This is a genomic window from Deinococcus sp. LM3 (genome assembly GCF_002017875.1).
Taxonomy (GTDB): domain Bacteria; phylum Deinococcota; class Deinococci; order Deinococcales; family Deinococcaceae; genus Deinococcus.
The window spans coordinates 78,396-90,872 of record NZ_MUFV01000001.1 but is presented as its reverse complement, the minus strand read 5'-3'; the positions used below and the strand labels follow the sequence as shown (position 1 = coordinate 90,872).

The 12,477-nt window shown below is 65.7% G+C and carries 11 protein-coding genes; 3 read left to right on the top strand and 8 right to left on the bottom strand.

The genetic code is table 11. The annotated features are described in order from the left end of the window. Window positions 1-3: 3 nt before the first annotated feature. The gene (locus BXU09_RS00430) at window positions 4-1,404 is read right to left on the bottom strand and encodes an OFA family MFS transporter (protein WP_078299513.1); all 1,401 of its coding nucleotides are present in this window, start codon (window positions 1,402-1,404) and stop codon (window positions 4-6) included. Between the two features lie 411 nt (window positions 1,405-1,815). On the opposite strand from BXU09_RS00430, the gene BXU09_RS20020 reads away from it, so the two are divergent. Beyond that, the gene (locus BXU09_RS20020; protein ID WP_144011911.1) at window positions 1,816-2,289 is read left to right on the top strand and encodes a hypothetical protein; all 474 of its coding nucleotides are present in this window, start codon (window positions 1,816-1,818) and stop codon (window positions 2,287-2,289) included. A 111-nt stretch (window positions 2,290-2,400) separates the two neighbouring features. Here BXU09_RS20020 and BXU09_RS00425 read toward each other — a convergent pair whose 3' ends face one another. The 4 genes from BXU09_RS00425 to BXU09_RS00410 all read right to left on the bottom strand — a co-directional run bounded on the left by BXU09_RS00425 (window position 2,401) and on the right by BXU09_RS00410 (window position 7,919). Beyond that, the gene (locus BXU09_RS00425; RefSeq protein ID WP_078299509.1) at window positions 2,401-3,210 is read right to left on the bottom strand and encodes a formate dehydrogenase accessory sulfurtransferase FdhD; all 810 of its coding nucleotides are present in this window, start codon (window positions 3,208-3,210) and stop codon (window positions 2,401-2,403) included. Window positions 3,211-3,242: 32 nt separating this feature from the next. Next, window positions 3,243-3,746, bottom strand: coding sequence for a DUF1641 domain-containing protein (locus BXU09_RS00420; RefSeq protein ID WP_078299505.1), 504 nt, complete (start codon window positions 3,744-3,746; stop codon window positions 3,243-3,245). A gap of 54 nt (window positions 3,747-3,800) precedes the next feature. Beyond that, window positions 3,801-6,896, bottom strand: coding sequence for a formate dehydrogenase subunit alpha (gene fdhF / locus BXU09_RS00415; RefSeq protein WP_078299501.1), 3,096 nt, complete (start codon window positions 6,894-6,896; stop codon window positions 3,801-3,803). 99 nt (window positions 6,897-6,995) lie between these two features. Continuing rightward, window positions 6,996-7,919 (bottom strand): cation diffusion facilitator family transporter, encoded by a 924-nt coding sequence (locus tag BXU09_RS00410; RefSeq protein ID WP_078299497.1) that lies wholly within the window; start codon window positions 7,917-7,919, stop codon window positions 6,996-6,998. 108 nt (window positions 7,920-8,027) lie between these two features. On the opposite strand from BXU09_RS00410, the gene BXU09_RS00405 reads away from it, so the two are divergent. Then, window positions 8,028-10,244 (top strand): UvrD-helicase domain-containing protein, encoded by a 2,217-nt coding sequence (locus tag BXU09_RS00405; protein ID WP_078299493.1) that lies wholly within the window; start codon window positions 8,028-8,030, stop codon window positions 10,242-10,244. 96 nt (window positions 10,245-10,340) lie between these two features. Next, window positions 10,341-10,490: a hypothetical protein gene (locus tag BXU09_RS00400; protein WP_240500859.1), complete on the top strand. Its 150-nt coding sequence runs from the start codon at window positions 10,341-10,343 to the stop codon at window positions 10,488-10,490. Window positions 10,491-10,675: 185 nt separating this feature from the next. Here the strand turns inward: BXU09_RS00400 and BXU09_RS20015 are convergent, their stop codons facing one another. The 3 genes from BXU09_RS20015 to BXU09_RS00390 form a co-directional block, all read right to left on the bottom strand. Beyond that, complete coding sequence (locus BXU09_RS20015) at window positions 10,676-11,467, bottom strand: hypothetical protein (RefSeq protein WP_144011910.1); 792 nt, start codon at window positions 11,465-11,467, stop codon at window positions 10,676-10,678. 199 nt (window positions 11,468-11,666) lie between these two features. After that, window positions 11,667-11,882 (bottom strand): transposase, encoded by a 216-nt coding sequence (locus BXU09_RS00395; RefSeq protein ID WP_240500857.1) that lies wholly within the window; start codon window positions 11,880-11,882, stop codon window positions 11,667-11,669. A 160-nt stretch (window positions 11,883-12,042) separates the two neighbouring features. Then, window positions 12,043-12,471 carry an NUDIX domain-containing protein gene (locus BXU09_RS00390; protein WP_240500856.1) on the bottom strand — a complete coding sequence of 143 codons (429 nt, stop codon included), beginning with the start codon at window positions 12,469-12,471 and terminating at the stop codon, window positions 12,043-12,045. Window positions 12,472-12,477: the final 6 nt, after the last annotated feature.

The following is a 12,477-nucleotide window of genomic DNA, read 5'->3' as shown; positions in this document are numbered from 1 at the left end:
GTATCAGTCGTGGCTGGGGGCGGGCGTGCGGTTCTGCGCCCAGAACTTCTCGGCGACGGGGCGGACCAGCAGGTTGGCCACGAACCCCACGACCAGCAGCGCGGCCATGATGTACATGGTGGTGCTGTACGCCTGTGCGGCGGGAATCCCGGCCCTGATCTGACTGTCGCGGAAGCCGTTCACGAGGCTGGGGCCGACGATGGCGGCGGCACTCCAGGCGAGCAGCAGGCGGCCGTGGATCGCGCCGACGTTCGCGGTGCCGAACATGTCCCGCAGGTACGCGGGAATGGTGGCGAACCCGCCGCCGTACATGCTCATGATCACGCAGAAGCCCGCCACGAACAGCACCAGACTGCCCATGTTGCCGAACATGGGAATCAGGAAGTACAGCACGGCGCCCAGCGCGAAGAAGATCATGTACGTGGGCTTGCGCCCGATGCGGTCGCTGGTCGAGGACCAGATGAACCGCCCGGCCATGTTGAAGATGCTCAGCAGGCCCACGAAGCCGGCGGCGGCGGCGGCCGTCACGCCGTTCCCGGCGCCCAGCACGCGGTCACTGAACATCTCCTGAATCATGACGCTGGCCTGCCCGAGCACGCCGATCCCGGCGGTGACGTTCAGGAACAGCACGGCGAACAGCAGCCAGAACTGCGGCGTGCGGAAAGCCTGATCGACCAGCACGTTGTGCGAGGAGATCATGCCGCCCGCCGCCTGCGGTTTCGGACTCCACCCGGCGGGTTTCCAGCCCTCGGCGGGCACGCGGATCAGGAATGCGCCGAACAGCATGAACAGCAGGTACACGCCTCCCATGACCAGGAAGGTCGAGCCGACGCCCAGCGTGCCGTCCCCGGCAAAGCGGGCCATCAGCGCCGTGCCCAGCGGACTGCCGATCAGGGCGCCGCCGCCGAAGCCCATGATGGCCATGCCGGTCGCCAGTCCGGGGCGGTCCGGGAACCACTTGATCAGCGTGCTGACCGGGCTGATGTACCCCAGGCCCAGGCCGATGCCGCCCAGCACGCCGTTCCCGAGGATCACCAGCGGCAGCGAGTGCAGTTTCACGCCGAGCGCCGCGACGAAGAACCCGCCGCAGAACAGCAGGGCGCTGGCGAACATGGTCTTGCGTGGCCCCTCGCGTTCCACCCACTTGCCGAAGACGGCGCTGCTGGCCCCCAGGAAGAACAGGGCCACGCTGAAGATCAGGCCCACCTGAAACAGGGACCAGTCGCCGGGCGCGCCGGTCTCGGCAGTCAGGTCGCCGCTGATCAGGCGGGAGAGGGGCTTGTTGAACACCGAGTACCCGTAGATCTGCCCGATGCTCAGGTGTACGGCCAGCGCGGCGGGCGGGACCAGCCAGCGCGTCCAGTTCGGTCCTGCAACAGAATGCTCACGATCCAGAAATCCCATACGTCCTCCTGAAGCCCGTCAGTTTGTTTGACGTCAAGGAGTCTAACGGGCGTTAGCAGGGGCGCACTTCATCGTTTCGGACCTGAAAACTCATCTGGCGGTTCATCGACCAGGCAGTCCGCTCAATAGACCTCCTGCGAAAGTGGACTTTCAAGCCGCCCCGCTTCTCCGTTATTGCTGCCGGCAAGGAGGAATCTGGACACAGTTGCGAGGGACAGAGGAACTATCGCTGGAGGTCAAAAGAGCGGAATGATCCGGATTCCGTTTGTTTCGCCGACAATCCGGAACTTCACCGGATTGCCGGCTCCACGTCCGGAACCCGTTTCTCTCTTACTCGCATCCGCTCGGATTGAACGGGCTTTGCAGCCCATTCAATCGGAGTCCGTATGACAGAACAGTATCTTGAGCGGAATGGATCTCCCAAAGCTCAACAGCATCCTCGGCAATGCCGATCTGGCACGATCGATGCAGACGATGACGGAACGTGAATTGCGTCAACTGGCCGTGAACACCATCGAATGGGCACTGGGGCAATGTCAGGTAGACCCGCTTCAGTTTGCTCGCCCGCTAGACGCCATCTTGCTCGACAATTCGAACGTTGACAACGTTGACTGGGAGAGCTTGCGTGCTCTCGCAGACGAACTGGACGAGCAAGTTGATATCCACAATGAACCGTTTGCGCACGGCCCGCCGGCAAGCACAGAATCAGCGAATTTCCAGCTGAAATTTCAACTGGCAAGAATGTTGGCAGCTCTCTGTGAGGGTGGTGATCGTACGCGGCCGACTTTAGACAGCACCGTTTGGTGTCTGTACGAAGTGGCGTTCGCCGTTGGACAGCCAACTTTCGATGGCTATATCAAGACTCTACGGACAGACCAACATTGACGCTTCAACAGACCTGCCGCGAAAGTGGATTTTCAGATCGCCCCCCCACTGTTGCCTGAAGCGAGGAATCCGGCCGCAGGTTCGGTAGTCACAGAGACTGTTGCAGGAGGTCTAGTGGAACGCCACCCGCTCCGCCCCGGCGTACACCGTCAGGCGGCCCTCACGGGTGAAGCCGCACAGCGTCACGCCGAACACGGACGCCGTATCGACCGCCAGACTGGTCGCCGCGCCCACGGCCACCACCACGCCGATCCCGGCCGCCACGGCCTTCTGCGCGATCTCGAAGCCCGCGCGGCTGCTGACCACCAGTACCTGATCCCCCAGCGGCCCGGGCTGCTGGAGGTGTGCCCAGCCGACCACCTTGTCCACGGCGTTGTGCCGCCCCACGTCCTCACGCGCGCAGCGCAGCGCGCCTTCCGCCGTGAACAGCGCCGCGCCGTGCAGACCCCCGGTCGCCGCGAAGCCCGGCTGGGCCGCCCGTAACCTCTCGGGTAGGCCCGCCAGGAACGCGGCGTCCAGCGGCCCCGCCGTCCAGACCGGCGGCACAGCCCGGACCGCCAGCGCCTCGATGCTGCCCGACCCGCACACCCCGCAGGCACTCGACGACACCGCCAGTCGCGCGCCCGCCGCCAGCCGCGCGAACTCCGGCGTGCGCAGGTACCACACGTTCGCGTTCTCCGGGTCCGGGGCCAGCGTGAATGCGGCGGGCAGCAGACCCTCGGAGATCAGCCAGCCCAGCAGCAGGTCGCGGTCGTGCCCGGGCGTGCGCATCAGCACACCCAGCGGCAGGCCCGCTCCCGCGTCCTCCGTTCCCACACCGCCGGGCGCGTGCAGGCGCAGTTCCAGCGGCTCCTCGACCGCCACGGCGTCCAGCCGCTCCGCCGCCCCACCCGCCCGGAACAGCGTGACGGGGAGGCCCACGCTCGCCTCCCCGCCCTGGCTGCCGGCCGTGCTCAGCGGCCCACCTCGGACTGGTTCGCGGTGTTCGGGACGTCGCCGTTCGCCTCGCGCAGCGCCCGCCCCGCGCCCTTCAGGACCGCGAACAGGGCGCCCAGTGCCACCTGCACGTCCCGGTCCTTGAGCAGGCCCATCAGTTCGCCCAGGCCCACGCCCTTCCCGGCCGCGACGTGCCGCGCGCCCTCGTTCACGCCGGTCGTGATGGCGCTGCCCAGAATGCCGACCTCGCGCGGGTCCAGCGCCGCCAGGGTCTTGCCCAGTTCCGTGGCGTTGCGCAGCAGGGTCGTGCCGCTCTCGCCGCCCGTGATGTGCAGCAGCGACGCGATCAGACCCTCGCCGCCCCGCACGGTCTTGCCCGCCACGTCCAGCACGCCGTGCTCATGCAGTTGCCGCAGCAGGTACAGGCCCTCCAGCAGCGCGTCGGTGGAATCCTCGACCTCGGAATGCAGTTTCTCCTGCGCGGTCGGGATGCGGGGCGTGAATTCAAGTGGTTTCGCCATGGTGTCTCCTGCGCGGAAGCGGGGAGGCGGTTGCCTGCCCCGTCCCGCTGAATGTCAGTCGTCAGCGCCGCCCATGACCGAGCCGCCCAGTGCCGGGCCGGCCAGCGCGTCGGCGCGGGCGTTCAGGCTGTCGCCGTGCATGGGCAGCAGCCCGCCGGGGAACACGTAGTCCGGCCGTGACCACTTGCGCTCGACTTCCACGCCCGTCTGCGGGGTGGGGTGGCCCCAGCGGTGGTTCCTGGCGGGCAGCGGGTTCTCGCCCACGTCGTGCAGGACTTCCATGCGCACGCGGGTGTCCTTGTACGCGGGGGTGTTCGTGATGCTGTCGCCCCGGCTGCCGGTCAGGAAGTTCACGGCGTCCTCGGCCTTGCGGGCGTTCATGGGCACGAACACCTCGTTCCCGCTCACGCGGGCCGTGACGAGTGCGCGCAGGCGAACGGCGCCGTGCTCGCTGATCAGCCGCACCCACTGCCCGCTCTGGAGTTGCCGCTCGGCCGCGAGTTCCGGGCTGACCTCCACGAACGAATCCGGGGCCTTCCCGGCGATGCCCTCCGCCCGGAAGGTCATGTTGCCCTCGTGGAAGTGCTCCAGCATGCGCCCGCTGTTCAGGTGCAGGTCGAATTCGTCGTTCGGGGCTTCCTGGCGGGGTTTGTACGTCGCCGGGTACAGGCGGGCCTTCCCGTCCGGGAAGTTGAAGCGCTCCTGGTGCAGCAGCGGCGAGTCCGTGCCGTCCTCCGCGACCGGCCAGCACAGCGTGTCGTACCCCTGCAGGCGGTCGTAACTGACGCCCGCGAAGAACGGCGTGAGGCGCGCGATCTCGTCCATCACCTCGCTCGGGTGGCTGTACTTCCAGTCGGCGCCCATGCGCTGCGCGACTCCCTGGTAGATCTGCCAGTCGGGTTTCGTGCCCTTCAGGGGCGGCATGACCTCGTACAGACGCTGGATGCGGCGTTCGGTGTTCGTGAACGTGCCTTCCTTCTCCAGCGACGCGGCGGCCGGGAATACAACGTCCGCGTACCGGGCGGTGTTCGTGAAGTACAGGTCCTGCACCACCAGGAATTCCAGCGCCTCGAAGCCCTGCGCGAGGTGGTTGGCGTTCGCGTCGGTCAGGCTCATCTCCTCACCGGTGATCCACATGGCCTTCAACTTGCCCTGGATGGCCGCGTCGAGCATCTGGGTGTTGTCCAGGCCGCGTTCCGGGCGCAGCGTGACGCCCCACTCGCGCTCGTGGCGCTGCACGACCAGATCGTCCCCGACCGGCTGGTACCCGCTCACCTGATCGGGCATGGCGCCCATGTCACTGGCGCCCTGCACGTTGTTGTGACCACGCAGCGGGAAGCCCCCGGCGCCCAGTTTGCCGAAGTTCCCGGTGATCAGCAGCAGGTTGCTGATGGCGGCGCTGGTATCGCTGCCGCCGCACTGCTGCGTGACACCCATCGCCCACAGGATCGCCACGCGCTCCTCGGCGGCGATCTGGCGGGCCAGGGCCTCCAGCGTCCCGGCGTCGATGCCGGTCTCGCGTTCGGCGTACGCCAGGGTGTAGGTGCTGATGGACTGCCGGAATTCCTCCAGGCCGTTCACGCGCTCCGCCAGGAACGCCCTGTCCTCCAGGCCGTTGTCCAGGATGAACTTGCTGACGGCGGCCAGCCACACGAAGTCCGTGCCGGGTTTCGGGCGGATGAACTGGTCGGCGCGGGTGGCGAGTTCATGCTCGCGGATGTCGAACACGATGACCTTCGTGTGGCCCAGCTTCTGCGCGCGCTTCACGCGGGTCGCCAGGACCGGGTGGCTCTCGGCGGCGTTGCTGCCCACCGTGATCACCAGAGAAGCGTTCTCGATGTCCTTGATGGTGCCGCTGTCCGCGCCGATCCCGGTCGTCAGGGACAGCCCCTTGCTGGCCGGGGACTGGCAGTACCGCGAGCAGTTGTCCACGTTGTTCGTCCCGATCACCTGACGGGCGAACTTCTGCACCATGAACGCTTCCTCGTTGCTGGCCTTGCTGCTCGCCACGAACGCCAGGGCGTCCGGACCATCCTTGGCGCGGATCTCCATGAAGCGCCGCGCCACGAGGTCCAGCGCCTCGTCCCAGGTCGCCTCGCGGAACCGGTCGCCCTCGCGGATCAGCGGGGCGGTCAGGCGGTCCTCGCTGTTCACGTAATCCCAGCCGAACTTGCCCTTCACGCAGGTGCTGATGCCGTTGGCATGCCCCAGGCCGGGTTCGACCTTCAGGATGTGCCGCTCGTCGGTCCACACGTCGAACGAGCAGCCCACCCCGCAGTACGTGCAGACGGTCTTGGTCTTCTTCATGTAGCGGTCGCGCGCGGCCGACTCGATCTCTGACACGTTCATGATCGGCTTCAGGCCCGCGCTGGCCTCCACGCCCTTGACCACGTCGATGGCGGCGTCCCAGACGGGCAGCGGAATGCCCGTGAACAGGCCCGCCTCACCGATCATGGAGTTCTCGATCAGGGCGTTACAGGGGCAGACCGTGACGCAGTGCCCGCAGCTGACGCAACTGCTCTCGCCGATGGGTTTCCCGCCGTCCCACAGCACGCGCGGCTGCTCCATCTCCCAGCCGATGGTCAGGGTCTCGTTCACCTGCACGTTCTGGCAGGCCTCCACGCAGCGTCCGCACAGGATGCACTGGTCCGGGTCGTACCGGTAGAAGGGGTTCGACTCGTCCTTCTCGTAGCTCTTGGGCTGGAAGGGACGGGTCTGATGATCGATGCCCAGCACGCCCAGCGTGTTGTGCACCGTGCAGTTCCCGTTGTTGTTGTCGCAGACCGTGCAGTACAGGTCATGGTTCGCCACGATCCGGTCGTAAGCGTCCCGCTGCGCGGCGCGGGCGGCGATCGTCTGCGTGCGCACCGTCATCCCGGCCGCCACCTTCGTGCCGCAGGCGCGGCCCACCACACCGTCGATCTCGACGGCGCAGGTATCGCAGGTCTGGATCGGCCCCAGCTGCGGGTGGTAACACACCTGCGCCAGCTCGATCTGCGCGCGGTTGATCACGTCCACCAGCGGCTCGCCCACCCACGCCAGTTGCGGCGCGCCGTCCACCGTCACCTGAACCTGCTCGCCACGTGGCGGCCGCGTCGGCCCCACCGTGGAACGGATGTGCACGTCGTTCGGCACGTCAATCTCGCCCATACTTCCTCCCTGAAGCTTTCAACGGCGAGTATAGGCATGACCGTTCGACATGAAAGAACTGTCGCATGAAGCCCGGCTTCATGAACGCCCAGTGCGCGGCTACAGCACCAGCACGCCGTGATGCTTGGCCTTCTCCTGCGGCTCCACGTGAATGCTGATCGACGACTGCGGCGTCCCGGCCCGGATGGCGTCCTCGAGGCGGTCGCAGATGCTGTGCGCCTCCTGCACCGTCATGTCGCCCGGCACCACCATGTGAAACTCGATGAACGTCACGCTTCCCGCGTGCCGGGTCCGCAGGTCATGCATCTCCAGCGCGCCCTGCCCGTGCAGCCGCATCGCCAGCCGGATCTTCTCCTCGGTCTCCCGGTCCACCGCCGCGTCCATCAGGCCGCCCACGCTCTCCCGTACCAGCCGCCACCCGCTCCAGAGGATGTTCAGCGCCACCAGGATCGCCAGCAGCGGATCCAGCCACGCCTGACCCGTCAGGTGCGCCGCCAGCACGCCCAGCAGCACCCCCACGCTGGTCACCACGTCACTGAAGATGTGCCGCCCGTCCGCCAGCAGCGCCGGCGACCGCAGCGCCCGCCCCTGTCGCAGCAGCACCGACGCCCACACCGCGTTCAGCACGCCCGCCGCGAGGTTCACGCCCAGCCCCGCCACGCCCGAGAGCGCCGGCAACTCTGCCGGGTTCAGCAGGCCCGGCAGCGCCTCGCGCACGATCGCCGCCGCCGCCAGCACGATCAGCACGCCCTCGGCCACCGCGCTGAAGTACTCGGCCTTCGTGTGCCCGTAAGGGTGGTTGGCGTCCGCCGGGCGGGCCGCGACCCGCAGCGCGATCAGCGCCGCCACCGCCGCCGCCACGTTGATGATGCTCTCCAGCGCGTCCGAGTACAGCGCCACGCTGCCGGTCATCAGGTACGCCACGTACTTCAGGGCCAGCACCACCACCGCCACGAGAATGCTGCCCAGCGCCAGCCTGGAAGCGCGGGACGAGGTCTGCACGGAGGTCGAGGAAGCCGTCACCCGTGGAGGGTAGCAGGGTTAGGCGACCCGAAAACCGTGCCCTGCCCAGGAACACGCCCCGCCCGCCCATTACGCCCAGGGCAGAACGCAGGCTGGTACAATTCCCAGGTGAACCCGCCCGACCTGCTCGCCCAACTGAACCCCACCCAGGCACAGGCCGCCGACCACTACGAAGGCCCCGCCCTCGTCATCGCCGGCGCCGGCAGCGGCAAGACCCGCACCCTCATCTACCGCATCGCCCACCTGATCGGCCACTACGGCGTGCAACCCGGTGAGATCCTGGCTGTGACCTTCACCAACAAGGCCGCCGCCGAGATGCGCGAACGCGCCAGCCACCTCGTCCCCGGCGCCGACAAACTCTGGATGAGCACCTTCCACTCCGCCGGCGTGCGCATCCTGCGCGCCTACGGCGAACACATCGGATTGAAACGCGGCTTCGTCATCTACGACGACGACGACCAGCTCGACGTCCTCAAAGACATCATGGGCAGCCTCCCCGGCATCGGCCCCGACACCAACCCCCGCGTCCTGCGCGGCATCCTCGACCGCGCCAAGAGCAACCTCCAGACCCCCGCCGACCTCGACCGCGCCCACGAACCCTACCTCAGCGGCATCCCCAAAGAAGCCGCCGCCGAAGCCTACCGCCGCTACGAAACGCGCAAAAAAGCCCAGAACGCCATCGACTTCGGCGACCTCATCACCGAAACCGTCCGCCTGTTCCGCGAAGTCCCCGCCGTCCTGAACGCCGTCCAGAACCGCGCCAGATTCATTCACGTCGACGAGTACCAGGACACCAACAAAGCCCAGTACGAACTGACCCGCCTGCTCGCCTCCAGGGACCGCAACCTGCTGGTCGTCGGGGACCCCGACCAGTCGATCTATAAATTTAGAGGCGCTGACATACAAAATATCCTTGATTTCCAGAAAGATTACCCTGATTCTAAAGTATATATGCTGGAGCACAACTACCGCTCCAGCGCCCGCGTGCTCGGCATCGCCAACCGGCTGATCGAGAACAACGCCGAACGCCTCGACAAGACCCTGAAAGCCGTCAAGGAGGACGGGCCGCCCGTCGTGTTCCACCGCGCCACCGACCACCGCGCCGAGGGGGACTTCGTGTCCGAGTGGATCACGCGCCTGCACGCCCAGGAAGGCCGCCCGCTGACGGACATGGCCGTGCTGTACCGCACGAACGCGCAGTCCCGCGTGATCGAGGAGAGCCTGCGCCGCGTGCAGATTCCCGCGAAGATCGTGGGCGGCGTGGGCTTCTACGACCGGCGGGAAATCCGCGACATCCTCGCGTACGCCCGCCTTTCCATCAACCCCAGTGACGACGTGGCCCTGCGCCGCATCATCGGGCGGCCCCGGCGCGGCATCGGCGACACGGCCCTCACGAAACTCCTCGACTGGGCCGCCGCCCACCGCACCAGCCTGCTCGAAGCCTGCGCCCGCGCCGACACGGACGGCATCCTCGACCGTGGCGCGCAGAAAGCCGTGGATTTCGCCGCGCTGATGCACGCCATGAGCGACGCCGCCGACAACTACGAACCCGGCCCGTTCCTGCGCTACGTGATCGAAACCAGCGGGTACCTCGACCTGCTCCGCCAGGAAGGCCCGGAAGGACAGGTCCGCGCCGAGAACCTCGACGAACTCGTGAACGCCGCCGAGGAATGGTCCCAGGAGCATGAAGGAACCATCGGTGACTTCCTCGACGACGCCGCCCTGCTCTCCAGCGTGGACGACATGCGCACCAGACAGGAGAACAAGGACACCCCCGAAGACGCCGTGACCCTCATGACCATGCACAACGCCAAAGGCCTGGAATTCCCCGTCGTGTTCATCGTGGGCGTCGAGGAAGGCCTGCTGCCCAGCAAAGGAGCCATCGCCGAGGCGGGCGGCATCGAGGAGGAACGCCGCCTGTTCTACGTCGGCATCACCCGCGCCATGGACCGCCTGTTCCTGACAGCTGCCGAGAATCGCATGCAGTACGGCAAAACCAACGCCGCCGAGGACAGCCGCTTCCTCGAAGAAATCGAAGGCGGCTTCGACACCGTCGACCCCTACGGGCAGGTCGTCGAGTACCGCGCCAAAACCTGGAAAACCTACCGCCCCACCGTCCCCACCGCCAGCGCCGTCAAGAACACCAGCCCCCTCACCGCCGGCATGGCGTACCGGGGCGGCGAACGCGTCCGCCACCCCAAATTCGGCGAGGGACAGGTCCTCGCCGTGGCCGGTATCGGCGACCGGCAGGAAGTCACGGTGCACTTCCCGACCGCCGGAACGAAAAAACTCCTGGTGAAATTCGCAAATCTCTCACCCGCCTGAACGCCGCGCCGGAGTGCCAGACCAGCGCACCCGGCCGCCCGATCCGCCCAGCCCAGGCCCGCGCCGGAAGGTCACCGCGACCTGAGCCGGAACTGGGTGGGCGCGGGACACCTCAAGATCGGGGATACGATCAAGCAGGCCGACGGCACCACCGGATTGGTCGCCAACGTCGCCAACGTCACCACCGTGCAGCAGACGCGCGAGATGTTCAACCTCACCGTCAGCGAAGCCCACACGTATTATTGATACCGGCGTAAATCCGCATCACCTGTGCTGGCACGCAATACGTTCTAGCCAGCGTTCTCACAGCCCAGGGTAATGCTGGGCAATGTCAGCTTACGCCGTTGTCAATAAGTCATGATCCGCTTGACGTTGCGTCAACTAGCAACATCCTTGCCAAAGCCCTTTTCAGGCGCCTTTTAGGCCGTCTTTTACCAACGAGAAGGATCAAAAGGCGAAGCGGGCGGCATAAAAGCATTAAGACGCTCCACGGCCTGACGATGGCGTTCCTCTACGGCTTCGTCCCGGGAGCGGTCATCACCTAGCAGAGTAATCCAGACACCCTCACCCAGGCGCGCCACGTATGCTAGCCCAGCCTCAACGGTCAGGAGGGCTGCTGGAAGGCGCCGCGTGAGTTCTGGACCAAGAAAACAGTTTCGCGAAACCCTTGTCCAGTATCTAGGAAAATAGTAAGGGATATGGTCAGGGTTCGATGGAGCAACAACGTTTGCAATCACTGAGCAGTGCATTGGCTGCACAGCAGTCAGAAATGTCTGCATCGTCTGGTGAGCCGGATGCGTATCTCCTAAATTGAACTTCCAATTCCAACCGTCGCCATGGAAAGTTATATGGGCAACAGCCCAGTGTCTACGTTGCTCTAAGGTTAAGGGGAGTTGGTCATCCTCAGCGATCTCAACGGCAATGTAGTCGTCCAAATCGCTTGAGCCACGGAGCAGGAATTTTATGGCGCGTTCAAAGTCGTCCACTTGCAGCTCTGATCCATCCTCCATAGAAACGCCGCGTTCATTCAGCCACACAAGGTCATCCGCTAGACTCTTCGCAAGCTCATGCAGGGGTTTATGCCTATGCCACTCGGCCGGGTAAGAATGATGACCGGGTGTATCTTCCTCAGGGGCATACTTCTCCAGGGATTGTAAATCGAGTAAACCGCGTGCCAGTCGGTCAATGTTCATTAGGCCAAACATGGTTGGGAAAAAAGGCATCAACACCTCCTGTAGAGATTTCTCGGCGTGAAAGACAGTTTCATGCCGAGAAATCAATTTCTTTAGAAGAGTACTCTAAGATTCGCTCGGAAGATTACTGGTCTGTGCGTCATTCGGGATGGTCGTAGGGCTTCTTCCACCTCTGATCACAACTTTCGCCGTCTGTGATTAGCGGTCGGTCGAAAGCGCAAGCGCCCAGTCAGCGCATGAGTCCAGTCAGGACCGCGACGGGGTCCTGACCGCGCAACCGCGCGGTCTCCACGGTGGACTTGATCCGCATGTACGTCTGCGCGCCCACTGCATTTTTGCTGCACTGCGAGACCTTCCTTGCCATCACCATCGTCCGCAGGCTCTGTTCCGCTGCGTTGTTCGTCAGTGAAATGTCCGGGTCCTTCGGGAACCGCCACAGCCCCATGGCACGGCTGGGGTGCCGTGCTGAACGTGACCACCCTGACGTGCTTCCTGTCGGGTGGGCAGAAGCGGGAGGCGACGGCGGCGGTGGTGCGGGCCGGGGCGGAGTTCGTGAAGTCGGGTGCGGGCTTCGGCACGGGCGGCGCTGGCGCAGGTTCGCGCTGTTACTCTTCGTGGTTGATGATGTGGCGGATTTCGCCGGGTGGAACGTCCAGCAGGTCGCGGATGACCAGTGGGTAGACCGGGGTAAATTCTGTGGCGTTCAGTGGGAGCCAGTGGCAGGTCACGCCGGGGTTGTCCTGCACGGTGAATGGGCTGTCCGGCAGTTCCGGTGGGGCGGGTGTGTGGTAGTAGAAGCCGATCTCGTGCTGGCGGCGGTCGGGGGGGCCGAAGAAGTTCTCGACCACGCCGACCAGTCGCAGTGGGCCGGGGGGCAGGCCTGTTTCTTCCGTCCATTCGCGGGCGGCGGCGGAGTCCTCGCCGGTGGTGAGGGCCCCGCCGGGCAGGTAGTGAAAGCCGATGCCGGGCTCGGTGTTCGTGAGGAGCGTGTCGCCGCGCGTGCAGAGGATGGCGACCCGCACGCTGAATTTCACGTTACC

What these genes read in the sequence shown, in the direction of transcription:
- BXU09_RS20015 (WP_144011910.1), bottom strand. Translation starts at nt 11,467, where the DNA reads ATGCCTTTTTTCCCAACCATGTTTGGCCTAATGAACATTGACCGACTG.
- BXU09_RS20020 (WP_144011911.1), top strand. Translation starts at nt 1,816, where the DNA reads ATGGATCTCCCAAAGCTCAACAGCATCCTCGGCAATGCCGATCTGGCA.
- BXU09_RS00420 (WP_078299505.1), bottom strand. Translation starts at nt 3,746, where the DNA reads ATGGCGAAACCACTTGAATTCACGCCCCGCATCCCGACCGCGCAGGAG.
- BXU09_RS00430 (WP_078299513.1), bottom strand. Translation starts at nt 1,404, where the DNA reads ATGGGATTTCTGGATCGTGAGCATTCTGTTGCAGGACCGAACTGGACG.
- BXU09_RS00395 (WP_240500857.1), bottom strand. Translation starts at nt 11,882, where the DNA reads ATGGGGCTGTGGCGGTTCCCGAAGGACCCGGACATTTCACTGACGAAC.
- fdhF (WP_078299501.1), bottom strand. Translation starts at nt 6,896, where the DNA reads ATGGGCGAGATTGACGTGCCGAACGACGTGCACATCCGTTCCACGGTG.